The organism is Ralstonia sp. RRA, from assembly GCF_037023145.1.
Lineage (GTDB): Bacteria > Pseudomonadota > Gammaproteobacteria > Burkholderiales > Burkholderiaceae > Ralstonia.
The window spans coordinates 151,979-177,146 of sequence record NZ_CP146093.1; the positions used below are offsets into that span (position 1 = coordinate 151,979).

Sequence of the window (25,168 nt, forward strand, 5' to 3'; positions counted from 1 at the left end):
GCGGCCCTTGGCGATGCCGTTCTGACGACGGCAATCGTGGACTCGCTGCGCGGGGGTTATCCAGATGGTGGTCTTGGGCGAGCTATAGGTTCAGGCGACCGGTGATACATCGACCGGATGTGGCGAAGCCATCGCCTGGCGCGTGAGCGTTACGTCCCGATCCTCGCGCGCCGAGGTCAGCATCGCCAGGTAGACCTCAAGCGTGGACGGCGCCAACGCGCCGTCATGGAACGGGTCGCGGCCATGGATGACGGCATCGACCAGCTCGTCGAAGACCTCGAAGCAGGGCACCGCCGGTGCCGGCAGGGGATGTGCTCGCGCTGCGTGTCGGCGTAGACCCAGATGCCGTCCGGCATCGGCTGGATATCGGCATGCTCGCAGCTCACGATGACCGGCCCGAAGTGCTGGTTGGCGAGCGCGCGTTCCGTGCCGGCCGGGGCCTGCCGCGACGCTCGCCCCAGTCCTGCGAGCTCGATGCGCAAAGGGCACTGTTCCATGGCCAGCATCGCTCATTGCCTGACCTGATAGCCGGTCGCGATTGCTGCGGGCTGGTCATCCGGCAAGGCATGTTTCGCGCCCTCTTTATGGGTCAGCATATTTGTCTCCAGGCGGTCGTCGCCTTCTTCGACTGGTGCTTATCAATTCTATTAGAGATCTAGATAAACGGGCAGGAAAATTTGATTGGGGTGAACCCGGGGCCTTGTCGCGACCTGTCTCGCGGCCGATGACCGGCAGCGCCAGCGGGAGTGTCTCCTCGGGCTGCGGCGTGGGTGGTAGTCCGTGGGTGCGGCGGTAGCCTGCCAGTTCGGCGATCAGCTCGTCGGTGGCCGCTGCCAGTTGGGTCTGGTTGCCGAGCCATTTACAACCGCGCAAATGACGACGTCTAGAATCAGCCTGCAGGCTGGTGTCAGTTCCTGCAGCCAACCAGAATCGAACACGAAGGTCCGTTGCTGGGGCTGAACCGACATCTGAATGGCCTAGGAAAGCCGTGGGCCAGTGCCCGGAACTGGCCGGACTCGGCCGCCGGGCTAGCTGGGACGGGGCTCGCCGGCGCCAGCGGCGACTTCCGACCCTTGGCGGACGGTGGGGAGATCAGCACAGATCCCAGCCCAATAGCACCGTCTTACAGTGCCGACAGACAAACTTGTACAGTGCGGACGATCCTCCTGGCTTATATCCGCGCGTAGCGAACTCCCACCCCTCGTCGTCCTGTTTGTACTCACGGATCCAGTGTTGCCTTGTTTCTGGAGATGCGTGGCTAACGTCCTGCACTGTAGCATCCCCATGAAACTCACAGGCGTCATTGCAATGAGCGAGCCATGATTCCTGCTGCCACGCGATGTAACCTGGTGTCCGCAGTTTGATTTCATCCACAATGTCGTCTGCAACACCACCCTGAAGCAGTGGGTAGCCATCAGCAAACGATGCCCCGAGATTGCGCGCCGCTGAGCCATCGAAAATGCACCAAGGACACAGCGACTCATCGAGATCGTTGATGCCGTAAACGGGCCCTACATAAATGTAGCCTCGTGGTCGACCACAGCACGCGCATTTCCTGTCACTGCCTACTACGGCGCCCGTAGCTATGGGATTTGGATGATAGCGAAAGTGAGGAAGTGGATCTGACATGATTTGCAATCAGCGAGAATCGGTCGGAGGAAGCGTTCTGCCTCGATGCGTTTATGGCAGAAGGTCCGCTTTTGGCCGGACCCAGCCTCCCATGGCGCTCGCGATTAATTGGTGACGTTTGCGCGTACTGATTTTGGGTCTTGGGGTTCCCAGTATCCACCGCTGCCGTGATAGGTTTCTGCATGCAACCAGAAGTTCTCGTCACAGTGTAGGCAGCGAAAATGATATTCAGCGTAGTCGTCCCAGGCCGCGCCCTTGGAGAGTTCGCCAAATGAAACAGAGACACACGTGCCGTCGGGAATAACCTCGATGAGTGTTTCATCGGCGATGTTTTCCGCCGCAATTTGTATCGCTTTGCGCAGTTCGCGAGGATGCCTGATTGCATAGCGAACGCATAGGTCCACACATTGATCACAAGGCACAGAATGCTCCGTCTGGATTTTGCTTCTCTTAGGGGCCGATACGAGTGAAGGCGACCAACGAATTGTCGACGATATTGGTGACCATGTCGACCGACCGCTTCTGGCCGACCTCTGCCCTCGGCAGTACTCTCGCTGAACCCGCCACCTTGAGTATATTCTTCCGCCGGGTATTGCACATGTCGCCAAGCGGGGACTTCGGCGACCTGGCATCGCAACAGGAAAGTTTCAGCTTGGCCAACGTCGTCCCGCAGAACTCGGTCAGCAACCGCCGCATGTGGAGCCACCTGGAGACGTCGACCCGCCGCCTGGTACGGCAGACCGGCGAAGCCTACGTGGTGACCGGCCCAGCATTCACGGACGGCAAGGCCCGTTACCTCAACGAACATGTACGGGTACCCGACTATCTGTGGAAAGCGATCTACGTCCCGGGCGTCGGCGCAGCAGCCTACATCGCACCCAACGATGCCACGCCGAAATATGCGGTGGTCAGCATCGCCAAACTCGCACAATTCACCGGCGTCGACCCGTTCCCCCGGCTGCCGGCCGCGACGCGCGATCAGGCGATGGAGTTGCCGCCGCCCACCCCGCATCCGCACGAGAAGGCTGGTCGGCAGACCACCCTCAACGATCTCTTGAGCCGCGCGCCGGCAGCGGAGGTGGAAGATGTCGGACCGACTGCCGTGGCCCGCGTTCCCAACGTATGGCGGCTGGCCCGCGCAATCAGCGCCGCCGTTCGCTAAGATGGAATCTAAATGGAGGCATCCCATGAAAGCCCAACAACCGTACGGATCTCCCCAAACCCTGGGCCGTCGTGTCAGCTTCTGGCTGATCGCTGTGGCCGTCGCGCTGTACCTTTCCTACATCGCCGGGACCAGCCCGCCGTTCTAACCCGCCGACCAATCCCGCAAAAGCCGCCACACCGTTGGCGGCTTTTGCGTTATTTGTCCTGAACGCGTCTAGCGCGCGATCAGTTCTTCGTTGGGTCGGCCGCGCCCGATGAGCACGAACGCCCAAGCATTCCGCAAACCCGGGCGAGCAGCTCTGCGAGTCGCGATCGCACAACCGGGGCCGGGCCGGCACCGGCACCGGCACCGGCATGTGCGTCCATAGCAGCTCTGGCCGAGATCTTGTAGGCGAGTATCTCGCCCGACGTGATCAACCGCTGAGCCTCTCGGTCAGCCTCTTCGGCGCACTCGATGTACCGGAGCTCTCCTGCAGCCCATTCCACTCTCACTTCGTCGCGCTCCCAGCAATTGCCGTGCACCCGACGATGAAAGCGCACCCAAGGGAGGTCGACGTAACCAAGATGCCCATACAGGCGCCGCCACGCAGGTGCGCTGCCCGGCCAACACGCATCGAGTGGCCAGTGCCAGAAGAACTCGGGGTCGCCAAGTTCTGGCCGGTACATCCAGACGTGTGGCGCGTGGCTGAACCGCCCTTCCTTCCACCATTGCTTCAGCAGATCCCACCCGGCACGATTCGTCGGCACACTGAAGTTGAGAGACCACTCCGGCGTAGGCGCCTCCTCGAATGGAATCCCATCTTGGGACGCGCCGTGGATCTGACAGTGGCAGCACCCCGCTGCGGCAAGTGCGTCCCGCATACGCACAACTTCGGCCCCACTGGGGCTGATGCTCCTGCGCTCACCATCCGATGTCCGCAGGCCCCAGCCAATGCTGACAGTCACCCCCTCTAACGAGAGGGAGAGCGGTAGCCGGCCGCCGTCCATCACCGTCCGAATTGCCTGGAGGATGTCCACCCCGAGTTTCGCGGCGTGCGCCCGCCGAAGCCGATCCTCCTCGATCTCGCGAAGCCGCCGAGCTTGGTTGGCCGTGACTTCCGCTGGGCTCAGCGGCCACCGCAGGAAGCGGAGCGCTGCGCGCCATTGCGGCGAGATAGCAGCCCCACGAGCCAGCAGCAAATCGCGGGCCTGCTCGATCAGGTCTTGAGCGTGATCGATGGCCACGTCCGTCAACAGGTCGGTGCCGTCAGTCTCCGCGGTCGCGTTTGGCAGGTTCTCTCGGATGAGTGTGTACAGTTCTTCGTCTGTGCACGCCCGCAGCTCTGGCTCTGGAAACAGGTAGGTATCCCAATCGCCATCGGCCATTGCGTCATCTTCAGTCATCGCACGACCTCATCCCGTGAAGTGCCGATGGCCGGCCGCAGTACCCGCCTCGGCGGGCTTGGCAAGCAGGCGATACAGTGCGGGGCGCGAAATGCCCAGGGCCTCTGCCGCCTTCAGCTTGACCCCATTGGCCGCGGCAACCGCCGCGACGGCCATCTCACGTGTGACGACGGGCCGGCTCCGGGCTGCGATCGCGGAATGCGTCGACAGGTAGGCGTTGGCCTTCTCCTTGCGGCTGTGGCCGGCGGCTTCCACCACCCGCGTCATGGCGTCCTTGTGCGCTTCACGGTCGAGAACGCGTGCGCCCCCCTTGATGGCCGCTTGCTCACCGGTCAGCCGTTGGTACATCTGCTGCAGGAACTGGTGTCGTAGACCGTGGGCGGTGACACCGTCGCCGCGCTTGGTCACGGCGTGCTTTTCCAGCACGGTATAGAAGCGCCTGCGCCACTGCACCTGCGTATAGGTCGCCGGGATCAGGGAGCCCCGTTCGGGATTCGTGCACGCGGCCAACTCAGCCGCCTCCGCAAGCAGGTCGTACTGCCAATCGAACTCGATCAGCACCTGTCGCGGCCGGCCTCCCTTGGTGCCGTCCTGCACGTGCAGATAGCCCGATGGAAGTAGGTCGCGCGCTGGGCGCAGTCGCCAGCTTTCCTTCGCGCGCAACCCGAACGCTGCCTCAAGCTTCAGTTGAATTGCGACGTGGGCATCCGTCTGGGCGATCTCCTCGATCTTGGCTAGCGCGTCGATGTTGTTGCCGTCCCAAGAACGGTCGGTCTCGGCGGCGTAGCTGCGCGTGTAGCCTGCCGGCCTCTCCACGTAGTCATCGATGCCGCCCACCATGTTGGTCTTGCCCATCCACGAGCACAGCGCGCGCAGGTGTGAGAGGCGCAGTTCAACGCTGCCCACCGCGAGGTTTCGTTCTGTCACCCAACGCTGCACCAACCATCGCAGGTGCTTCTCCGCCAGGTTGTAGGGCGACATGATGGTGAAGCCGCCCTCACGCAGCTCCACTGCGAGACTGAGCAACATCTGCGCGCGCTGTTTCTGCGAGATCGACGACAGCGCGCGACCGCTGACGCGGGTCTGGCTGTGCGGCTTGTGCAGGTTCTCGCCCGCCAAGACCGCGAATTCCGACTTGAACCGTTCCGGCAGCGAGTAGTTCGCCAGGATCGGCTTGAGATTGATGCGCGTCTGCACCGTGACTCCGAGTATTGGTTGCGCAGCGCGCACGTCCTCGACGCAGGTTTCCCCGCCGGCAACCGCGCCGCACTCACGGAATCCGCACCCCCGTGCTGGCTTCCCCTTTACCCGACCCACCACGGTCGGCTGCCGGTTCCCCCGGCCAGGCCCAACTTCCCCGCCTTTAGCGATTCCAATCGATCAGCCCGACGCATGGAAGCAATGCGTTCTGACTGTCCGTCCTGCAGCGAGCCTGCGCTTGCGCGCTGACTCACCGCTTCGCGGCCTACACACCGGCCGGCATCTTGCGACGCCTTCCTGCCGACACGAGCAAGGCACGCGACTCCGCGGCCTTCACTCGCCCACAGGCTTTTGCCCTGGTGTGAGATTCTCCTTGCGCATTTCTGGTGCCGGCTGCGCCTACCGGTCGTCACGTTCAGATACGTGCGGTCACCCTTGCTCGGGTCGCTCTCGTATCCCACCCACAAGCCGAACCATCTCCGCCGCTGTGTATCGGGCCTTGTGATTCGTGCCCAGCCCTCTGGCTGAACGGGTGCGTCTTATCGCGTTCCATCCACAAACACTGTTCGGTGTTCGGCTTCGGATTTGTACGCACTGCGGTCTAGCTTCACAGCCAGCGCGCTGATCGTTTTGGTATCGCGGTGTCCGGTGGCCTCACTCTCCGGCCCCATCCACTTGATTTGCTTGAAAAAAATGCCGGATGACTATCCGGCACGAACATTGGTGCCCAACAACCTCTTGGTCGCCGGCTCACCCTGAGTTTCCGCGGTCTTCGCGGAGCTATCGATGCGTCGGGGGACGCGTGTGGTGACTCAAGGATAGGGCAGCCCAGTGAATTGCGCCGCACGAAAGCTACGCAAGATTGACGGGCTTTCTTCCATCAAACAGCCGGCGCAGCCTCGTACAGTCCCAACGTAAGGCGACGTGACACGTACATACCCCGTAAGGGGAAGCTACGTGTCACCGGCGGGCACCGATCGGTTATGCGCTGAACCACGTGACACTCACGTGCACCGCACGGTGCAGCTACGTGTCACTAGCAGAGGCTGACCAATCTCGCCCAGCTCGTCGTGACATCTACGTCTCCCGCAAGGGGGAGCTACGTGTCATGTCGCCCTCACGCGTCATTCCACTGCCCCGGCGGAAGCTGCTCCGCCCCAACACAAGGTCTGCACCATGAAAGCCGCCACCGTTGCCGTCGACGTCGGATACGGAAACACCAAGTTCGCGTTCCCGATGGGCTCCGAGACCAAGCTGAACATGTTCCCGTCCCTCGCGCCGCAAGCCGCGCCACGCGCGCTTGCCAACCACGGGAACGGCTTCTTCAAAGCGCGCGACGTAATCACCATTGCCATTGACGGCGTGGAATACGAAGTCGGCCCCGGTGTGTCGCTCTCCTCGGCATATGGTCAGACCGGCCGCACGCTGTCGGAGGACTTTGTGACCAAAGACGAGTACGCCGCGCTGCTGGGTGGCGCCCTGCGCCTCGCCCAGGTATCGGAGGTGGGCCAACTGATCCTAGGCCTGCCCGTTCACACGACCCAGAAATACGCTTCCTACTTGCGCGATCGCTTCACAGGAACGCTTGATTTCGGGGGCGAACCCGTTGAGATCGGATCGGTCATCTGCTTGCCGCAACCGCTCGGCGCGCTGGTGACGTTTATGCGCCAACAGAACACCAAGTTCGATGCCGACAACGCGCACCTGGTCATCGATGTCGGCTACTTCACCACCGATTGGGTGGTCGCCCAGGGCTTCACGATGGACGACAATCGCAGCGGCGGCGTACCGGGCGGCTCGTCCAAGATCTATCAGCAGATCGCATCGCTGATTGAGCAGGACGAGGGTGAGCCTGTCACCGGCATTGAGCGCATCGACAAGTGCCTGCGCGACAAAAAGCCGATGCTGTTCTTCGACAAGGAGATCGATCTCACGCCGTATCTGGAAAAAGCGCGCAGCGTCTGCCAGCTCGCCGTCAAGGAAATCCAGACCCGCGTCGGCCGAACCGAAGACATCCGCGCGATCATCCTCGCCGGCGGCGGCAGCGCACTCTATGTGCCTGCCATTCGTGCCGCGTTCCCGCGCACCCCCATCCATGCCCTTTCCTCCCCGTGCTTCGCTAATGTGAGCGGCTTCTACGACATTGGTAGCACGCGCCCGGTGAAGCAGAAGTAATCGGGGGCGCCATTCCACCATGGACAAGCTCTCGATCAAGGTCACGCTGACGCCCGTCACCGCGCCGACTCTCTTCCCCTATCTGGCCGGCATCCTGGATTCCAAACAACGCGCGCACGCGCTGCGGCACATGGCAGAACTCGGCTACACCGCGTTCCTGGCTAGGCAAGCGGTGCAGACAAATCTGGTGCCGGCACAGGCCATTGCACCGGCTGTCGCCACACTCGTGTCTGCAGCACCAGCGCCGTTCGCTCTCGCGGAGTCTGTGGCACGGCCAAATCCTTCGCCCGCCCCCGCTTTCGATCCGGCCGCCTTGTCCGAGTCCGACTCGCCTTCGCCTGATGGACTGCCAACGGCGATGGCCGAGCACCTCGGTGAAGCCATGGCGCGATTCTTTCCAAACTAACCCTGCAGCGTAGCGGCGCCAAAGGTTGACATGGCGACAGCCCGGGTATCCTGAAGACATCAAGCGGTCAAAGGCAACCGCGTTCGTGTAACCTCACACCCTTCAGGAGGCATTGAAATGGCTGACTTCTTCGCTCACCTCAACTACGTCAATACCGCCAAATTCTGGTTGATCGCCGGCACCGGCATGGCAATTCTGGAAGCCGCGCGCGTCGTGCTCGGCCGGTTTGCCCAGCGGCCCGTCGGCCACGAGTAACGGCCCGGCGAATCACGAATCGAAGGCGAAAAAACGCCCGGCAGTGCCGGGCGTTTTTCGTTAGGGTTGGGTACTTCAATCAGTGCAGCGATGCACGTTGCAGACAGAACGTCTCGACGAAATCGAGATCGCTGTCCTTGCCAACGAACTCCATGCTGCCGCCGTCGCTGCGGCGAAAGACGTGGTAGCACTGCGCATCAGACTTGCCCGCTGGAACCTCCAGCGAATCGACAATGCGCATCGCGTGGATCTGCAGTTTTCCGACCACTTGAATGAATCCCTTCATGGGCATAGCGAACTCCAGAATGCGCCCAGGGAATTCGCCCTGTGGGACGAACCCACAGGGCAGAAGTAAAGAGAAAATGCCACCCGAAGGCGGCAACGAACTTAGGCGGCAACCGCCTCGTGATGCACAGCGCGCGACTGATATTCAGCACACCACTCGTCACAGAAATCTGTACCGCGCAGCTTCGGCCGATGGATGACAACCGTGAAGCCTTCCGCACGCAAGCGCTTGGCGAGCGTCAAGGCATCGGACATTCCCGGCGACTTTCCCGTCTTTGGATCCACTGCATCAAAGTCGGCAAAGATGTGCACGGTGTGGATGCCAAGACCTTCTGGCACAACGAACTGGCTGACCAGCACGCGATTGAGGCAATACCACATCGGCACACCGAAGAGCATGTAGGCAGCGTAGGAAGTCTCCAGCCCTTCCGCGATCCCGATCTCACCGTTACGAGGCGTCATCAGCCGCACCGCGCCGCCGGCGAGCGGCAACGCCGACACGTCATTGCGCTTGGCGGGCAATACCTCCCCGTCCTTGCTGATGATGGTCGCCTTCATCGGCTTGACGGGGTCCAACGAGGTTCGATGCACGGTCGCCATCTGGCCATCGGGCAAGGTGAATTTGGCGATGATGGTTAGATAACGGCCGATCACCTCGTCCTCAAACAGGTAGTCCTGCATCGCAACCCGCAACGATTGCGGACGCGGCGCCCGGAGCCCCGGAACCCGTGCGGCCAAGTAGTGCATCACGTGGTCGCCTGGCGTGAGAGACACTGCTTCATCCCACTGCTTATGGATGCGGCGCTTCTTCCAGACGGGATCGGCTGACTTCTTTTGCCGACAGGCGACCGGCCGATTGACCAAGGGACCGATTGGATGAACGGGTTCGCCGTTCAATCTGCAGGTCAATTCGTGATACGACATACCAGTCGCGCGACACACGAGCTCAATGCCGTCTCCGGCTTTGGGGCTACCAGCGTTGCATTTGCGGCAGACCCAATCGCCGCGACCACGTTTGTTGTCGTAGGTAAATCGATCGTGCCCACCACAGATCGGGCACGGGCCAGGCCTACCCTTCCAGAAGCTCTCCGTGAGGAAAGCCGCCGGCAGGTATTGGTTCACCAGAGCATCCCATTGAGTGGGCGTCCAGTTTTGCACTATTTCACTCAGTTTCTTCATGGGATGACTCCAGGTGGAGTGTTGGTCGATGCCTGAGACAGGCGAGGGAACGCTTGCTCAAAGGACGGCCCGCACGGGCAGACCGTCTTTTCAGCACGACGTCTTGGGGGTGAGATTCGAAGGGGGATGCGCCAAGCGACCGCCGGCGCAGGAGAGGAAGTTGCCCCTCCAGGTTCCACTTTCGTGGAAGCCCAGAGGCGCTTGAGAAGAACTACAAATGAGCCCTGTCGATCAGGACTAGAACGGGATGTCCGGGTCGTCAAAATCCTCGAAGCCGTTGGACGGCGCGGGTTGACGACGTGCACTACTGCCCTGGCCACTGCCGCCTGCGCTGCGGCTCATTCCTCCAGCCTGGCTGCGGCTACCGCCATGGCCACCGCTAGTATCATCGCCACCGCGCGAGTAACCACCACCGCCTTCACTTTCACCACCGGCGCCCTGTCGGCCGCCAAGCATCTGCATCTGCTCCGCGACAATCTCGGTGCTGTATTGCTTCTGGCCGTCTTTCTCCCATTGACGGGTTTTCAGACGACCCTCGATGTAGACCGACGATCCCTTCTTCAGATACTCGCCAGCGATTTCCGCCAAGCGACCGAAGAACGCGATGCGATGCCATTCGGTGGCTTCGCGCATCTCACCGCTACCCTTGTCCTTAAAGCGATCGGTGGTTGCCACGCGGATGTTGGTGACCGCGTCGCCACTGGGCATGTAACGTGTTTCCGGATCAGCACCGAGGTTGCCCACGATGATGACCTTGTTGACTGAAGCCATACGGAATTACCTTTTGGTTAATGGGCTACGGAGATGGACCACAGCCACTTGTCATGAACCTTTTGGTTGCCGTTCTCATCGAGAACGGGGTCACCACTCTTTTCATCGAAGGCCGGGACCTTGATCTTGCGAAGGCGTTTGACCTCAACTGCGTCGCCGAGCTTGCAGCCCGCCTCCGAGATTGCGTCCTTCAGGCCTTCGCCCTGCAGCGTCTCCATGCCTGAGGCCATTTCGAGCTTCAACGCAAAATTCTTGTAGGACTTACCGGGACGTTTGCGATCAGGGAACCGCTCTTCGCCCCACGACTTGATGCGACCGTGATAGGTGGCACGCGAGCGCGCTTCAGGGGCACGTGCGCGGCGGGCCTGCGCATCGGCCTCAACCGGTGCTTCCTCCGTCGTTTCGGGCACTGCCCGTCTAGGGGCAGCCGCACTGCGAGTCGGCTCCTGCTTGACTGAGGAAGGCTGGACGCCGCCCTGAATGACCTGTGCCACCACCTCCGTCACCTTCAAGCCCTCGTGGACTGCTTTGAGAGACCAATGGGGGATTAAGGCAGGCAGCAGCTTGGGACCGAACGGGGTCTCGGTGAGACGGCTCTCGAAGAGCGCAACGAAATGCGCGACTCGATCACCTTCATCGCGAAACAGGTGCGGCTCACCGCTGATGGTCATCTGTGTTTCGTTGTTGCCGCCAGCACCAACCTTGATGGGTTCGGCGTCTGCGTGACGCTGAGGGTTGTCGGCTTTGGGAAGGAGCACCTTCACGAGCGATTCGAGGAACGTCATGCGGCCTCCTACAACAGCGTGCCGCAGAACGAATGCCTCAGTTCGTCGAGATCCTTCTTCAGCCTAGGCTGGTTCAGGATGACGTCCTGCAGGACTTCGGGGTTCACCCCGGTCACTGCGCACACGTACAGGTACGGCAGCGCACCGTCCCAGTAGTGAAAGATCCAGCCGAGCGTCATGCGGTAATCCTCCAAGTCATAGAGGGTTCCGCGCATCCGCGCGCGAAGCATGTCGGCGCAGTCGATAAGGGACTCGGGCATGTTGTCGCCTCGGCGGCTGTCGCATGCGAGGCTGATGAGAGCGTCGACCATCTTCTCCTTGACCGAGTCGGACCAGTAGGCCGGATCCGGGAGAGGGTCTTGCTTGTGTTGCGTGGGGGTTACGGCAGCAGCATCCCCGAAGAAATCGAGTTGCCACGCGACTGCATTGGTATTCATGGTGACTTCTCCATGGGGCAGCCTCCCCCCACCTGCTGGCGGGAGAAGACTCCCACCAACAGGGGGTTAAAGGCGCCTTCCAAGGGAAGGCCTGAGGTCAAGGGCGCGTGGCGGCCTTGGGGCGAAGCATGGGCGTGACAACCGCGGACTTCGCATAGCGTGCCGTGTTGGCAGCCGGGCGCACCGCGGGAGCGGCCTTGTCCGCCTCGGCTTGTGCAGGCTTCGGCGGGATGATGACGGGTGCAGCAGGGATCGGTGCAGCCTTCTCGCTCTTCAGGCTATGCCAGATGACCGAGAGGAACACGATGCCTACGACAACGGCGATGGCATGCGAATGCGCGGCCATGTACAGCACCAGCATCGTGCAGAACAGACGAAAGGGGGTATTGACGAACTTGAGCAGGGATTCCATGGTTCTCTCTCCAGAAAACGCGGCAAGGGATTTCCTGGCGGCTGCCAGGCGATCATTCGATGCTCGGATGAGCAAGGAATCCCGCAAGCAACAACGTGCTTGCCTCACGCGCGAGCGTCAGGCAAACAAGCTGAGCCGGGACAAATCAGAAAGGGAGAATGGCGCTGAGCGGCTGTGAAGCCAGATGGAGTTGCTCCATCAAGCGCAAGTTCGATGCGTCAACGACGCGGAGATGTCACGAACTTTAGCGGATGCAGTGGATCCGCGCAAGCTCGCACGCGCGAGCCTATCCGCTGCAAGGCAGTGGATGACGCGACGCTCATGCCATCGGATGCCCCCCTTTTGTGGGGCATTTGAAGATGCATTCAGAAAATCTTAATTCGCTTTGACGACTGATATTAGCTTCATTTAATTCACGCACCCCTCCAAATACTGCACCCACACCCCACCTCATTGGGGTTAAGTATTGCGATTCGGCGAACGATACAACGATAGAGTCGCGTCTTCCTTTAGCAATTCGTAATAGGCCGTTCGTATGTAGCCGCTTTCCGACCCGCCCCAACCGATGACCTTCGATTTTGCTCTCGCACATCGCAGGCCACGCGTTCACTTGACTTCTCCCTGACCGCCTTACGATGGCTCGAAGAGGAGGTGCATTCGCGGTAACCATCCGCATCGCACCGCCCGTTTGGCGCCTGAGCACATCTGGCTCCGGTCACGAGAACACTCCACTGGCTTACATCGACATGACTCATACGGACTTCCAGCTTGCGCAAACGATCACGGACGACGGTTCTGTCTCCGCCATGACATTCGCGAGGACCCAGTTCATGGACCTGGACGAATCGTCGATTGGCCGAATCGCACAGGCGACCGAGGAAATCTGGCAGTCGCAAAACCGTGTCGTGGCCGAGTTCATCGCAATTGGGGCACGGCTGGTCCACATTGACGGCATCATCATGGGGAGCCTCACGCGCACCCTCGGTGATGAGACCGTGGCCAGGAAGCGCGGGAGTGCCATGCTGTCCAGCTACGCAAGCACCGTCCTTCGGATGACCGATTCACGCGTGGCTCTCTACATCAACATCTACAGGAAGTTTGCGAACAACAGCCGGGCCATCACCAACCTGACCTTGGGTGAGATGAAGATCTTGGCCCGCAAGGACATCACCGATGACGAAGTCGACAAGGTCATCGAGCACAAGTTGAAGACGGATAGCTTTAAACGCGACGACATCCGGCCGATCATCGAGAAGCTTCGGAAGACAGAAGAGGATCTGACCAATACCGGCCTGCAGCTCCAAGTCACGCAGGAAGAGCTGAACGAAAACCTGAACAACAACCGCGATCTTGAAGCACAGATTCGAACTCTGGCTGCCCAACTCACGGTGTCCCAGGAGGAGGTGGCCAATCGGCAGCGTGCCATGGACGAAGCACAACTCCAGGTCACCCGCAGCTCTTCGACCGTCAGCACGCTACAGCAAGAGATCGACCGTCTCACGCGCGAACGCAACGCGCTAGCAGCAAGGGCAGAGAGCGGCCAACCGGCGGCTGTGAAAGAGACAGTCGAAGTGCACGTTCTGCCGCCAGGACTCCAGACCCTGGACGATGCGCTCCAAGAAGCCAACCGTCGCCTCGAAGCGGCCAATGAGGACGTTAAGCGCAAGCAGGACGAGCTTGATCGACTCAACCTGGAAATCGCACAACAGCAGGACGACATCAACTCGTCTGCTGACGCCAGAGCGAAGATGATCACGCTGGTTGCCGACATCGAATCCGTCGCACACAAATACCAGTCTGCGCAACTCACGGCCATCTTTGCCAACGCATCGGCCGAATGCCGTCCCATTCTCGAAGGCCTCGCTGGCGTCCTGACCAAATTCCTCGGTGAAGTGAACGCTGCGCTCGCGACCACCGAGACCACAAACCGCGTGTCCCGCCGGACACGCACGTAAACCGCCTGATTCAAGCGCCGGTCCCAAAAACAACAACTGACTCTCTCGCCATGACTCGTTCGACTGCTCTTTCTGCCAAAGACTCGCTCATCCTTCCCGACCGGATTACCGACCGGATCCGTTCCATCAACTACCAGCTTGCGGATTTCATGGGCACCTGCATGCTTCGGCACCGGGAAGTGGCGCCAGTATTTGGAGTGCGGCCGGAAGAGCTGGCCATGCTCGCGCAGAACGCTGCAGGGCAGCGGCAGTTGATGGGAACACCGTTCCTGGTCGTGACACCGATGTTCAAGAACGTCGAAGATTGGCGCAGCCTCATCAAGAAGACGACACCAACCCTGGCCATTGACAAGGTGAAGGCGGAATTCGGCAACCTTGATCCCAGCCTGAAGATGAGCTTGTTCCACCAGAACAAGGATTACGTCTGGATGGTAGTCGACCTACTCCACTCCACGCCCGTTGCCGCTCAACTGCTGGGCATGCCGCAAGACCTGGCTGACTATCTCGTGACCGTGTCTCAGCACGAGCTGGAGCTTGCCATCTTCGGCGCCAACTTCCCGATGTTCCGTTGGCGTTTTGAGAATCCGATGTTCTGGCTTGAGTATTCGGCCAACCTCATCTCGGAAGAGACGATCTGCCACCACGTGATGAACGCCGGCGACTCACGTGCCCCGCGGCCCCTGCAACGTGAACGCTGGGGAAATTTCCGCGTCGGCCGCGCGCAGATGGAACGCTATACCGAGGCGCTCATTGGCCTGCGTTGCCGCGCATCCAGCGTGGCCTCGATGTTCCCTGGCACCGCGGCTACGGCGCGCGCTCTCTATCGACAAATCCACGGCGAATCGTCTCCCTGCGGCCTGATGCCCTCCTCGTCATCCTGGTACGTGGAGTCGGTGTCGAGCCGCATTCAGTCGACGACGCTGATTTGGCTGTACTGGAGCGCCCTTGCCGCACGTGCGAACGAGCCAGAGGCGTTCATCACCGCACTCGACACCGTCGGGCGTCTGTTCGGCGATGCCGCGCGGCTGACCCCGGACCGGGCGTTCCATTTGGCCCGATCAGTGTCCACCGGCAGCGATTTGTCCATGTCCAGTTGCCGCACCTGTTCCACGCACTATCTGACGTGCAATACCACGCCAAAAATCGAACTGGCGGCGTCCTTCTATTGCCCGTCATGCACAGGTGCGTTGACGGCGCCACGCAAGGGCAAACCGCGCAAACAACTCGCATAGCTGGATCGGGCCCCGAATGGTGGATGGGCTGGCGATGCCGCCCGAGCTTGACTCTGATTCTCTCGGCGTACGCTCAAGACGTAGAAGCCTCTGCCGCGGCGTCACGACTGGCGGCGGGTGCCTCCCCATCCACAAAGGACAACGATATGCGCCATCTTGCTTCCCGCTTCGTTTCTGGTACCGCATCGCTGTTTGGTACCGCACTGACTGGCGCGTCCCTAGTCGGGAAATCGCACGCCGGCACCGCTCCTGCGCTGGTCCTCGGTCTCGCGCTCATGATCTTCTTCGCACCGCGCTGGTACCGGCTCTACCGGTTTCGAACACATACGTTTTTCTGGTATCGAAAGAAGCATCCGGGGTTGGTATCTGACGCTGGCACGATCACGTGTGATCGCTGCTCGTCCAAGCATCTCAGCGTGCACGCGCTTCGACGTGCGCCCGGCACACGCGCCCATTTTTGCAAGACCTGCGGCAAGACGCTCTATTTCTCGGCAGAGGGGTGCTAGGAGCGCGCAACTCTTCGGCACCGGCAAGCGAGAAAGCGCGCTTACCCATAATGCATTCACCACGATCAGCACGACGGCCCCAGCCGACACAACTCACAGCCCACAATCACATGACCACATTCTGCAAGTTCGACATCCCGGCGTTTACCGCAACCGTGCGCAAGAAGGCAAAGCTCCTGCTGGCCATCGCCGCCACCGCCATCATCACGGCATGTGGCTCGTCGACGAGCGACATCGTCGGCGAATACTCCGTCCAGGGAAAGAACGGGCTCGAGCCAACGCTTCGGATCGAGAAGGCAGACGGCAAACTCGCCGTTCAGGAGTTCCACAACGGCAATTGGCGAGCCATCCAGGGCCCGGTCAATGATCTGACCAAAGAGCAAGCTCAAGCGCTCTTCGGCCGCGCCGTTAGTGAATCAGTCAGCGGGATATCCACGAAGGACTTTGCGCTCGTCCATGTCCCTTCGAACTGGAGCAACAAGGACTTCCCAACGACGACGGGGTATCTGCTCGTTTCGATGCTCGGGCCCGTGGAACTGCACAAGGTCAAGTAGCAACGCGTTGCTGCCGACCGCCCCCGCACACGTTGAGCGCGGCATCTGAAGTACCTGGAGTGCATCCTTGACTTCTTGAGCCGCACGCTACGATTAAATCAAGTGGTCGCATATCGATCACCGACCTCAAAATCACCGGAGAAAATCAATGACGAACAAACTCTCTCTCCTCGCAATTGCTGCTGCATCGACTCTCGCACTGACCGCATGCGGCGGTGGCGGTGACGGTGGCACGTCCACGACTGGCGGTTCGACCGGCGGCACTACGACTCCGCCGGCACAGACTGTCACCGGCACCCAGACGACACCGCAGTACGGCAGCACGAGCGCACAACTGGCAGCGTTCAACACGCTGAACCAGTACCGTACGCAGTGTGGCTTTCCGGCACTGTCCGAAAACACTGTGCTGGACACTGCCGCCCAAGCACACGCTGCCTACATGAGCACGAATGGCGTAGTTGCGGATAGCGAGACGGCGGGCAAAACTGGCTTCACCGGTGTCACCTATCAGGATCGCGCGGTGGCGGCTGGCTTCCCCAATCAGTACGTCGGCGGCGTGAGCGGGGGCTACTACACCAATGCGACATTGACCGACGCCCAATACGGTCAGCAACACATTATCGGCTGGCTGTCCGGCGTCTACCACATCGCTGCGGGCGTGTGGCCGTCGAGCATTGTTGGCATCGGCGTCTCCAAGACGCTGTTCAACGGTTTCCCCGACGTGCGCGCCTCGATGAGCTTCGATGCGCCTAAGACGATGCCGGGCAACATGCCCTTGACCTTCCCGTGCCAAGGCACCACCGGTGTGGCCTACTCGTCGAACGGTGAAACGCCGGCGCCGCCGAACACCAGCGGTTCGTGGGGCATTCCTGTCGCGGTTGCGGCCAACCCGAGCGACACCGTTGTGCTGACTTCCGGCACGATGACCGACAACGCCTCGCACACGGTGACGTTGCAACTGCTCAACTCGTCAACTGATCCGAACAAGTTGGTCCCCGCGTTCGAAGCCGTCGCCTACCCGACCGCACCGCTGCAACCGAACACGCCGTACACGGTGAACCTGTCCGGTACGATCAACGGCACGCCGTTCACGCGCAGCTTCACATTCACGACCGGCAACGTGGTGGGCTAAACAGTCTAGCCATCAAAAAGAAAGCCCCACAGTCACCGTGGGGCTTTTTCTTTGTGTCGCCGATCTCTCAATAACTTGCCTGCGGTCAGGACAAACGCCATTTTGCTTTAGCCAACACCGCCGCCGCATGCCCACGGGTTGTAGACAAAGAACACTCGCGACAAATATTGTGTAGCCGTCGCTGGGTCCGAAGGCTGGGAGATGTAAGCTGGAGCAATGTAACGAGCATAGTTCGAGTTCATATACGCTACCCCGTTGTAATACATCTGGTCCCAAGTACCAGAGAAAGTCTGCCCTCCCCAATCGGAGTTGCTGGCGTCATACGTTCCGTCTGCGTATCCATTAAAGGGCCCAAGGTTGCCACAGCTGTTGGTTGTATACGTTGCCACCAACACGTGACCTGCAGGCGGCGGCGGGGGCGGAGGTGCCGTCGGCTGACAGTTCAGGCCTACCCAGCTCGATCCATTCCAAGAAGGGCCACTGGCAGCGTAGTAGCCCGAAGGACACGAAGGCGGTGGCTGATAGTTGCAGCCAGGCGCACTCCAATAGGAACCCTTCCAAACGGGACTTGAAGTCGTCGTCCATCCAGCGCCAGACGAACACTGCGGTGCCGGGACTGGGCCCCTTGCGATAGGGCTCGGGCAAGTCGAGTCTTGGTATCCCGGTGAACAAAGCACAGGGTTCGCCATTGCAAGTCTGGATCCCGCCAGAAGCACAATCACCGACAAGACCCTAAGTAGCATCCTCATTTCACGACTCCATTAGTATCCGCAATAGGTCCCAACAGTGGCAGTCGCGCCACCGATGCCGGCATTTGATCCATCCATGATGTAGACAGTCCACGGGCCTGATCCCCACGCTCCATAGTTGACGACCGTCGTCGGATCGACCGCAAAGTTCGCCGGGGTCACAACGATCATCGGGGTTCCGCCCGCCGGACAAGTCGGCCTCGGAATTCCAGAACCATGTTGCGCGGTGTAATACCCGAAGCGCTGCAAGCTCCCGCCAATTGGTTTCCACACGTTGTACAGACAAACTAATTGCTGGCCAGAGCCATCAGCATTGCCTGCCTGTGTTCCGTTTTGGGCACACGCCGTGTTGGGCGAAGCAACGTTACCCAGCCTCTGCGTTCCCGCCGCGACCACATCGCCGGACTGGTCGACCGAGAATATGGACTGTGTCCAAGGGTTGTTGACGATACGGAACGTGCCATTCAAGCTCTCAAGGTAGATCGATGTACCGTTCGATCCTTTCAGGCCTAGCACACCGCCCTCGCCCACCTGCTCCCAAGTGACTACTTTGCCGTTTGCGGTCGTGATCGATGGCACGGCAAGCGAACCACCGGAAAGAGCCTGCAAGCTTTGTGAGCTGATCTGCTGTGCGCCACTGATGTTGTGCAGCGCCCCCCCTTGATCGGTCATACCAAGGTCGGTCTGCATGTTGTTCAGCTCGGGATGGCCAGGAACCTGAACGCGGTACAGATAGCTGTTGTTCGCACTCACGCCTGTGAACGCAAGCAGTGACACCAGGTGACCGCTGCCTGGATTGGTGAAATTGGTCAACGGAAGCTTCCATGCCCCGTATGCGCCGTAAGCATTTGCGGGGGTCATGGTTGCGTCACCATTCTGGCCGGCATAGGGGACGAATCCGCCCTGCGCCCCTGCTTGGGCGGCAATCTGAACAAGCTGGACAGTGTCCGCGATTGCCCTCCCGCCAACCGATTGCACGACCGACTGCAACGTCCCCGCGGTGGGCTGCAGGACCTGAAGTTGCCATGTCTGTCCGAAAACATTCGTGGTCGAAAAGCCGTTCGGCAAGTAACCGCTGCTGATCAGCATTGCGGTGGTGATGGTCACCGGCACGGTAGGCGTTGCAATCGCCGCGATCGATGTCCCGTTGTCTTGAACGTACTGAGCCGCGGCCTTGTTGTAGATCACCTGCTGGCTTGCCGCGGCCGCAGTCTGCACGTTTGTCATGCCCGACGCCTGCCACTGGTAGAACTGCCCCACGCTCAGCAACGACAGGGCGATGGCGATCATGTAACCGAGAATTGCATCCATTGCGCGTCGCCTTCAGGAAGACGTCTGAACCCAATTGAGGAGTGAGCTAACGGGGATGGTCGTGGGTACTGACATGGTGTTTCCGCCCGCCAAACTCACCGCCACACCTGCGGCCCGGATGACGAACCAATTGTTGCCGCCCTGCGCATCGGCGAGTAACTTTCCCGCTGCACCAGGTGCCGCTGGCAGGTACCCGTAGACGTTGCGACCGCTACCATTCGCCGTCGTCATACAAACAGCACCAGCAGGCAGCAACACACCTGCCGGTAGCGTCACGGTCATGTTTGGACTGATTGCGCCACGCTGCGCGATCGCTGTGCTAACACATGCGGTCCCAAACATCGCAGCTTGCTGAGATGACACCACCGAGCGCGTCTCCATCTGGCCTGCGGGGCCGGCACCAGGAACACTGTCGGCGAGCTGGAACGCTTGAATGCCAAGCCCGAACAGCAGCATGACTGCGGCGAGCGGAAGGAGTGCGAATGCCATCGAAACGCTGACTCGCTGGGGCTCAGTGGAACGTCACGACAATCGTTGCGGTCGCGGAGCAAACAGCGCCGGCCTGCGACGTGTCAGGCATGTTGCTGCGTGTAAAACTCTGACCGCCAACCGTCAACAAGTCGTAGCCTGACAGACTCGTCACGGTGGACGTGCATTCGTCAGTTGTTTGCGACCCGCCACCCCCAAAAGAGATCACCCCGCTCGTGCCACTATTTGCCGAACTCAAAGTAATGGGATTGCCCCACTTGTCGAAAATGCCTCCGCTCTTGACCATGGTCGGAGGGAAGGTGCCTCCGTTAATAAGCCCGCCCAGGTTCGCGTTCGAAAAATTGGCAAAGCCGGTATTGCTCTGCGCGAACCCTGCTCGGGCCTTTGTCATGACGTAGCCAATATCCGTCGCCGCGCCACCACTCTTCTGATCCGACTTCGCCTGCCCGCTGTTGCTGAGCGTGTTGCCCACTGCGAGGATTGCCAGCGCGATCGCCACGAGCGCCCCAATGATCCGTTCCATATCACCCTCTCCTAAAGTAAAACCACGTCCAACGATTTACATCTGCCTCATCGACGACGTGAGAGCCGACGAAAGCGCGTTTGAGCCAAACTGCATGACAAACATGGCTGCGTACACAAGAAGACTCAGGGTCAACGCCATGCCACCGCCGATCGCAAGCACCTTTCGCTCGACATAGGCCGCGTTCTCTCGCGCCACGTTCGCCAGCTTTTCCGACGAGTCGGCTTTGCCCATGTACTCGCCGATCTCATCGATCAGATCCACGGAAGGGAAGTCGTGCCCAGTCCGCATCATGGAAGTTGCAAGATCAAAGCCATTGCGTGTGCCGGATGAAATGGCGAGCAGCCGCGACGCCAACCATGGCGATGCCGTGCGCACCTGTGCGGCCAGCGATTCCACTTCAGGGATGCCCGCCCGCTGCAGAGCAAGAAACGACAGCAACCAAGAGAACCCTGCGATCTCCCGATAGAGTGGGAACGGAAAAACCCATCGATCAAAGAACGCCCTCCCACGGCCAGCCCAGTTCGGTAACGCCCATGCGCACCAGAGCGCATAGGTAAGCAGCCCGTACGTCGCCAAAGGCATTGCCGCGCTTTGTGCAAACACGCCCATCAGGTAGAGGACGCGTGCCCATCCGGTCCACTTCTCGGCCGGCAAGATTCCTGCGAACTCGGGCACTACGTCGGCACCGATAAAGCCGAGTACCTTGTAGAGCGCGTAGACATAGACAAGCGCCGGCGCGAAGCCGAGGATCAGCTTCCAAAAGATGCGATCCACCAGTTCGCGCACCTCGATGACGAGCTTCATTGCCTCGGGAAGCTTGCCCGCTCGATCACCAGCGTCGAGCACGGTTCGCTCAAGATTGGTGAGCGACGAGTCCATTGCCGCCGCCAGCGTCTGGCCGTTGCGGACGCCTTGTGTCACGGCATCGATTGCAGCAGCAGCGCGACGTTTTCGCCGTCGTAGCAAGCCGGCCCCGAACCGGGTAAGCACGCGCTCTAGCGTTACGTCGTTCGCCAGATGCGTTGACGCACGTTCATAGAGGCGTTTTCGGAGCTTCCATGGCAGAGGATTGCCCTTCAGCCACTGCAGAGCTTTCTGGAGATTCATACGCCCTCGCGATACGCCTCAATGGGCACGTTCTTCTGCGCGTCGCGCGGATCGATCCTGCCGGCCAACACACGTTCCATGACATTGCCGAGCATGGATTTGTCGGAGCCCTCACGCAGGCGGTGATTTCGACGTGCCAACGACGTCCCCCTGAGGAAGTCTTCCATCAGCTCTTCGGTGCTAAGGACAACCTCTGCAACTGCCTCACGCCCGCGGATTTGCCGGCCGAAGCAGTGCGGACATCCCTTTCCCCGCACATGGACCTGTTCGATGTTTCCCCAGGTTTTGATGCGGTCGAGCAGAATTCCCGGCATTGCGTCGAGATGTTTGGCCAATGGCTCCCGACACTCCGTGCACAGCACGGGAACCATCCGCTGCCCCATGAAACCCGCGATGATTTTGTGGTTGCACATCAACTCCTTGGAAAGCAGCGTGTGGTCGAGCATTTGCAGGCGACCAATCAGTTCGAACGGATCAAGAACGTGGAGCGAGCCGAAGACCAAGTGCCCGGTCTGCGCTGCCTGAACTGCTGCAACACCTTCATTGCCTGTGCGGATCTCGCCGATGTCGATGATGTCCGGGTCCATCCGGAGCATGCGTTCGACGAGGTATGAGGAGTTCTGCCCCGTCGAAAGCAGTTGCACTGCCCATTCACGCGGGTACTCGACCGGATGCTCACGGGTGATCTGCCGCAGCTCGGGCGAAATCTGCCCCTTGTAGCGCAGCATTTCGTAGCCGGTCGTGGTCTTGCCACTTCCCGTCGGCCCCGTCTGAATAAACAGACCATCCGGCATCAGGACGACCTGCTCGAACATCGCGAGCTGCAGCGTCGTGAATCCCATCCGCTCAAAGTCGACTTTGCCGGCCGGCGCCTCCGGTCTCACCAGTCGCAGACGACTCGCCGGCGTCTCGCGTCGCTGAAGTGTGGCCGTGTGCCTGCGCGGTTGCAGGCGATTAACCATGACGCCACCACCGGCCTCGATCGGATAGGCTGGGCCGCGCGTAATGCGAACACTTTCAATATCGGTCTCAGGCAGCTTGTTGCCGCTGATCTGCGCTTCCTGGAACTCGAGCGGATTGAATGTCGGCTCTTTGACGGTTGCGAGGCCGACGCAAGTTGCTCGCACAAAAGCTTCCCCCTGCGCAGCGTTCAGTTCCCACTCGGGCACCGTCCATAGCTCGCCGTCAATGCGCAACTGAAATTCAGCATGGTCTTCTCGCTGCAGAACGTGAAGGTCGGACGCCCCCAGTTCGGCAGCCTCGACGTGCCGCCGGCGCGACATTTCCAGAAACTCAAGGTATGCGTCGCCCGATTGCCCGTCCGACGTGCTTTCGCGCGCTTGCGCCAGCTCCTGCGGGGCAAGAGATTCAACAACCGGCTCCAGACCATGGCGTTTGAGGTCAGCCAACCATGTGAGAAAGGCCGAACCACCTGCATAGCGGCCATCGACCTGAATCTTCTCGCCGACCCCCGCCCACACGACGTGTTGCATCAGCGTGGCAGGAACAGGCGGGAGCCGCATTGGCTCGACATGCGCGTCAACGCGCGAGAATGCCCTGAACCGCTCAACCAAAGCCACCATGTCAGCTCCCCACCTTGAGGGCAGCAGTCGCCCCAGGAAAACGGTTAACGTAGAGCGTCCCTTTCGCATGCCACTGGCCATCTCGCAGGTCGACGCTGACCTCGGTCAGCCGCAAACCTGGGACTTGATCGAATGCAGAAGCACCGCTGAACCATGGAGCCATCGCAAGCGTGAAATCGGCCGCATTCCCAATCCACGGGGCCGGTTCAGGTGCATCGGGGCCATTCGCGCCAGGAAGCGCGGCGGGCTGCGTCGCCGCCAGCTTCAACTGGAAAGCTTTGCGGTGCGACACGCTCCAAACGATGCGCTTCGCAACCTCAAAATCATCAATACCTGTTGGTTGGATCGTGAACGTATAGGGCTTAACTTCCGTCGAGCGAGAGTGGTTTCCATCGTCGAGGAGCGTGCCGGGCGCGTCCTCAGCCACACCCCCGTCGCGCTCCCATTGAGCGGCAACGTTGACCGTGACGGGACTACCGAACTGGCAGCTCCAGCCGGTCAGCAACCAACCTTTCGTGGCGAGTGCCCTGCCGTGCCAAGCCGAACGACATGCGTCGACAACAGCAGACGGCACAGGTTGAAGTGTCCATGGCGGAATTTGTTGCTTGGCTTGCTTTGCCGCGTGCATCGCCTGTGCAGCACGTTGTCGCGCGAGATCCGCAGCGCGCTGTGCCTCAGCCTGCCGTTGCTGATACCACCACGTGCCGACGCCGGCCAATGCCGCCACTGTCAGCACCCCGGCCACCGGTAGCACGTAGCGTCGCGGCCCCGGCTCCAGATCGGTCAGCCCCTTCACCGATCGCGAAGTGCGAACGATGTCTGCGAGTTCGGCTTCGGTCCCGCGGACTACGTTCCAGTCACCGGACGCTTTGTGCAACGCATGGAGTTGCTCCAATTCTTCGAGCGTGCCAGTCCGGTCCCCGTCCGGTAAAACCTCCTGGCCGTCGCGCACCGCGATGTACCAATACAGGTCAGCGCTGATCCGATAGAAGCCGCACCAAGGCTGAGGATGTGAGTCAGCGACAAGGGCTGCAAGCGGCTTGGTTCGCCAGTTGGAGGCAGCGCCCTCGAGGCCCGCACAAAAGCCGGCCTGTACGTGCCCTGTGCGCGTCTGATGGACGACACTCCACCGTGCTTGCAGATCACGAGCCTTCTTGCGCAGTGCCGCGCGGCTTGGCCTGGCATCCTCATGCCGCCAAGTCAGGCCGACGGCATAGGTGCCCTTGATCCCTGGAAGGTTGAGGACTTGAGCCATGTCACACCGCGAGCTTCAGAACTTGCTTGCCGCGACCCACTCTGACTTGTTTCGCATCGACGCCGATGACTTGCCAGCCATCGCCGAGCTGAGTGCCAGCCACTGCATCCGAAATCGTGATGCCGTTGATTTCGATGAGAGCCGAGTAGACGCCGTCAGCTCCCCCGATGTGAACCAGACGCGGTTTCCCATGTTTGGCCGCAGGTAGCGGAATCGGTGGCTTCGTAACGTTGCCGGGAACGACCAGCGACGGAACAACTCCCGGTTCCCCTGCCTGCCCAGGCGTCACGCTCGTTGCAGCCTGCATCGCGCGCGACTCCGAGCTTTTGATGTCCGCCTGGTACTTCGCAATTTCAGCCTTGACCTTCAGGACTGCCGCTTGCCGTTGCAGGATGCTGAGTTCGTCGGCCTCAGCACCTGCCTGAGCGGCTTCGGTCTTCGGCGAAGGCGCAGCCGCAACAGGAATCGACGCCTGGGGTGATGGAGCAGCCTGGGTTGGCCGTACAGACGTTTCTGCAACTTGCGCGGTACGAGCCGCAGGTGTTGTCGTTGGCGGAGTTGTTGTTGCCGAAGGCTGCGCATCACGAATGGATTGAGCGGCCTGCATCGCCTTCTCCATGCGAGGCGCCGAGGCACCCTGCGCAATTGCAAATCCTGCACCGGCGCTCAGCGCAAGTCCAACCGCTGC

Annotated in this window: 29 protein-coding genes and 1 pseudogene; 11 read left to right on the plus strand and 19 right to left on the minus strand. The window is 60.7% G+C overall.

Features of this window, described 5'->3' with window-relative positions; all coding sequences use genetic code 11:
- Positions 1-90 precede the first annotated feature (90 nt).
- A complete protein-coding gene (locus V6657_RS27665; protein ID WP_182557863.1) occupies positions 91-291 on the minus strand; it encodes a hypothetical protein in 201 nt (66 codons plus the stop codon).
- Positions 292-371: 80 nt separating this feature from the next.
- On the opposite strand from V6657_RS27665, the gene V6657_RS27670 reads away from it, so the two are divergent.
- The gene (locus tag V6657_RS27670) at positions 372-659 is read left to right on the plus strand and encodes a hypothetical protein (RefSeq protein WP_182557862.1); all 288 of its coding nucleotides are present in this window, start codon (positions 372-374) and stop codon (positions 657-659) included.
- A gap of 55 nt (positions 660-714) precedes the next feature.
- Here V6657_RS27670 and V6657_RS27675 read toward each other — a convergent pair.
- From V6657_RS27675 to V6657_RS27685, 3 genes and pseudogenes are all read right to left on the minus strand, one after another.
- Positions 715-852: pseudogene (locus V6657_RS27675) on the minus strand (integrase); the annotation flags it as partial.
- Positions 853-1,092: 240 nt separating this feature from the next.
- On the minus strand, positions 1,093-1,629 hold the full coding sequence (locus V6657_RS27680) for a CbrC family protein (protein WP_182557861.1): 537 nt from the start codon (positions 1,627-1,629) through the stop codon (positions 1,093-1,095).
- A gap of 104 nt (positions 1,630-1,733) precedes the next feature.
- Positions 1,734-2,051 carry a hypothetical protein gene (locus V6657_RS27685; RefSeq protein ID WP_182557860.1) on the minus strand — a complete coding sequence of 106 codons (318 nt, stop codon included), beginning with the start codon at positions 2,049-2,051 and terminating at the stop codon, positions 1,734-1,736.
- Between the two features lie 44 nt (positions 2,052-2,095).
- Here V6657_RS27685 and V6657_RS27690 point away from each other — a divergent pair, with 44 nt between their 5' ends.
- Complete coding sequence (locus V6657_RS27690; RefSeq protein WP_310735783.1) at positions 2,096-2,791, plus strand: DNA/RNA non-specific endonuclease; 696 nt, start codon at positions 2,096-2,098, stop codon at positions 2,789-2,791.
- Between the two features lie 25 nt (positions 2,792-2,816).
- Positions 2,817-2,939 (plus strand): hypothetical protein, encoded by a 123-nt coding sequence (locus tag V6657_RS27695; RefSeq protein ID WP_012435659.1) that lies wholly within the window; start codon positions 2,817-2,819, stop codon positions 2,937-2,939.
- 79 nt (positions 2,940-3,018) lie between these two features.
- On the opposite strand, the gene V6657_RS27700 is transcribed toward V6657_RS27695, so the two are convergent.
- Positions 3,019-4,176 carry a hypothetical protein gene (locus V6657_RS27700; protein ID WP_012435658.1) on the minus strand — a complete coding sequence of 386 codons (1,158 nt, stop codon included), beginning with the start codon at positions 4,174-4,176 and terminating at the stop codon, positions 3,019-3,021.
- A 9-nt stretch (positions 4,177-4,185) separates the two neighbouring features.
- Entirely contained in the window at positions 4,186-5,373 is a 1,188-nt protein-coding gene (locus V6657_RS27705) for an integrase domain-containing protein (protein WP_012435657.1), read from the minus strand.
- Between the two features lie 1,179 nt (positions 5,374-6,552).
- On the opposite strand from V6657_RS27705, the gene V6657_RS27710 reads away from it, so the two are divergent.
- The 3 genes from V6657_RS27710 to V6657_RS27720 all read left to right on the plus strand — a co-directional run bounded on the left by V6657_RS27710 (position 6,553) and on the right by V6657_RS27720 (position 8,212).
- Complete coding sequence (locus V6657_RS27710; RefSeq protein WP_012435655.1) at positions 6,553-7,551, plus strand: PRTRC system protein D; 999 nt, start codon at positions 6,553-6,555, stop codon at positions 7,549-7,551.
- A 19-nt stretch (positions 7,552-7,570) separates the two neighbouring features.
- Entirely contained in the window at positions 7,571-7,957 is a 387-nt protein-coding gene (locus V6657_RS27715; protein ID WP_012435654.1) for a hypothetical protein, read from the plus strand.
- Between the two features lie 117 nt (positions 7,958-8,074).
- Complete coding sequence (locus V6657_RS27720; protein ID WP_012435653.1) at positions 8,075-8,212, plus strand: hypothetical protein; 138 nt, start codon at positions 8,075-8,077, stop codon at positions 8,210-8,212.
- 79 nt (positions 8,213-8,291) lie between these two features.
- On the opposite strand, the gene V6657_RS27725 is transcribed toward V6657_RS27720, so the two are convergent.
- From V6657_RS27725 to V6657_RS27750, 6 genes are all read right to left on the minus strand, one after another.
- Positions 8,292-8,498, minus strand: a complete 207-nt coding sequence (locus V6657_RS27725; protein ID WP_225694718.1) for a hypothetical protein — start codon at positions 8,496-8,498, stop codon at positions 8,292-8,294.
- A 101-nt stretch (positions 8,499-8,599) separates the two neighbouring features.
- A complete protein-coding gene (locus V6657_RS27730; protein ID WP_012435651.1) occupies positions 8,600-9,676 on the minus strand; it encodes a primase-helicase zinc-binding domain-containing protein in 1,077 nt (358 codons plus the stop codon).
- Positions 9,677-9,913: 237 nt separating this feature from the next.
- Positions 9,914-10,447 (minus strand): single-stranded DNA-binding protein, encoded by a 534-nt coding sequence (locus V6657_RS27735; protein ID WP_012435650.1) that lies wholly within the window; start codon positions 10,445-10,447, stop codon positions 9,914-9,916.
- Between the two features lie 17 nt (positions 10,448-10,464).
- Entirely contained in the window at positions 10,465-11,232 is a 768-nt protein-coding gene (locus tag V6657_RS27740) for a hypothetical protein (protein WP_012435649.1), read from the minus strand.
- Positions 11,233-11,240: 8 nt separating this feature from the next.
- Positions 11,241-11,669, minus strand: coding sequence for a hypothetical protein (locus tag V6657_RS27745; RefSeq protein WP_012435648.1), 429 nt, complete (start codon positions 11,667-11,669; stop codon positions 11,241-11,243).
- Between the two features lie 97 nt (positions 11,670-11,766).
- On the minus strand, positions 11,767-12,081 hold the full coding sequence (locus tag V6657_RS27750; protein WP_012435647.1) for a hypothetical protein: 315 nt from the start codon (positions 12,079-12,081) through the stop codon (positions 11,767-11,769).
- An 830-nt stretch (positions 12,082-12,911) separates the two neighbouring features.
- Between V6657_RS27750 and V6657_RS27755 the strand changes: the two genes are divergently transcribed.
- From V6657_RS27755 to V6657_RS27775, 5 genes are all read left to right on the plus strand, one after another.
- Complete coding sequence (locus V6657_RS27755) at positions 12,912-14,036, plus strand: hypothetical protein (RefSeq protein ID WP_037021979.1); 1,125 nt, start codon at positions 12,912-12,914, stop codon at positions 14,034-14,036.
- A gap of 50 nt (positions 14,037-14,086) precedes the next feature.
- Entirely contained in the window at positions 14,087-15,268 is a 1,182-nt protein-coding gene (locus tag V6657_RS27760) for a FlhC family transcriptional regulator (RefSeq protein ID WP_012435645.1), read from the plus strand.
- A 146-nt stretch (positions 15,269-15,414) separates the two neighbouring features.
- Positions 15,415-15,774, plus strand: a complete 360-nt coding sequence (locus V6657_RS27765; RefSeq protein ID WP_012435644.1) for a hypothetical protein — start codon at positions 15,415-15,417, stop codon at positions 15,772-15,774.
- A 110-nt stretch (positions 15,775-15,884) separates the two neighbouring features.
- The gene (locus tag V6657_RS27770) at positions 15,885-16,328 is read left to right on the plus strand and encodes a hypothetical protein (protein WP_012435643.1); all 444 of its coding nucleotides are present in this window, start codon (positions 15,885-15,887) and stop codon (positions 16,326-16,328) included.
- 148 nt (positions 16,329-16,476) lie between these two features.
- Positions 16,477-17,460 carry a CAP domain-containing protein gene (locus tag V6657_RS27775; RefSeq protein WP_012435642.1) on the plus strand — a complete coding sequence of 328 codons (984 nt, stop codon included), beginning with the start codon at positions 16,477-16,479 and terminating at the stop codon, positions 17,458-17,460.
- A 761-nt stretch (positions 17,461-18,221) separates the two neighbouring features.
- On the opposite strand, the gene pilV is transcribed toward V6657_RS27775, so the two are convergent.
- Genes pilV through pilP form a run of 7 tightly spaced genes read right to left on the minus strand, consistent with a single transcriptional unit; the run spans position 18,222 to position 25,099 of the window.
- Positions 18,222-19,520: a shufflon system plasmid conjugative transfer pilus tip adhesin PilV gene (gene pilV / locus V6657_RS27780; protein ID WP_012435640.1), complete on the minus strand. Its 1,299-nt coding sequence runs from the start codon at positions 19,518-19,520 to the stop codon at positions 18,222-18,224.
- Positions 19,521-19,532: 12 nt separating this feature from the next.
- Positions 19,533-20,009, minus strand: coding sequence for a hypothetical protein (locus tag V6657_RS27785; RefSeq protein ID WP_012435639.1), 477 nt, complete (start codon positions 20,007-20,009; stop codon positions 19,533-19,535).
- A 22-nt stretch (positions 20,010-20,031) separates the two neighbouring features.
- The gene (locus tag V6657_RS27790) at positions 20,032-20,532 is read right to left on the minus strand and encodes a type 4 pilus major pilin (RefSeq protein WP_012755741.1); all 501 of its coding nucleotides are present in this window, start codon (positions 20,530-20,532) and stop codon (positions 20,032-20,034) included.
- 36 nt (positions 20,533-20,568) lie between these two features.
- On the minus strand, positions 20,569-21,642 hold the full coding sequence (locus V6657_RS27795) for a type II secretion system F family protein (protein ID WP_012435637.1): 1,074 nt from the start codon (positions 21,640-21,642) through the stop codon (positions 20,569-20,571).
- Positions 21,639-23,225 carry an ATPase, T2SS/T4P/T4SS family gene (locus tag V6657_RS27800; protein ID WP_012435636.1) on the minus strand — a complete coding sequence of 529 codons (1,587 nt, stop codon included), beginning with the start codon at positions 23,223-23,225 and terminating at the stop codon, positions 21,639-21,641. The genes V6657_RS27795 and V6657_RS27800 overlap by 4 nt, the downstream gene beginning before the upstream one ends.
- A 1-nt stretch (position 23,226) precedes the next feature.
- Entirely contained in the window at positions 23,227-24,480 is a 1,254-nt protein-coding gene (pilO2, locus tag V6657_RS27805) for a type 4b pilus protein PilO2 (RefSeq protein ID WP_012435635.1), read from the minus strand.
- 1 nt (position 24,481) lies between these two features.
- Complete coding sequence (pilP, locus tag V6657_RS27810) at positions 24,482-25,099, minus strand: type IV pilus biogenesis protein PilP (RefSeq protein WP_225694717.1); 618 nt, start codon at positions 25,097-25,099, stop codon at positions 24,482-24,484.
- Positions 25,100-25,168 lie beyond the last annotated feature (69 nt).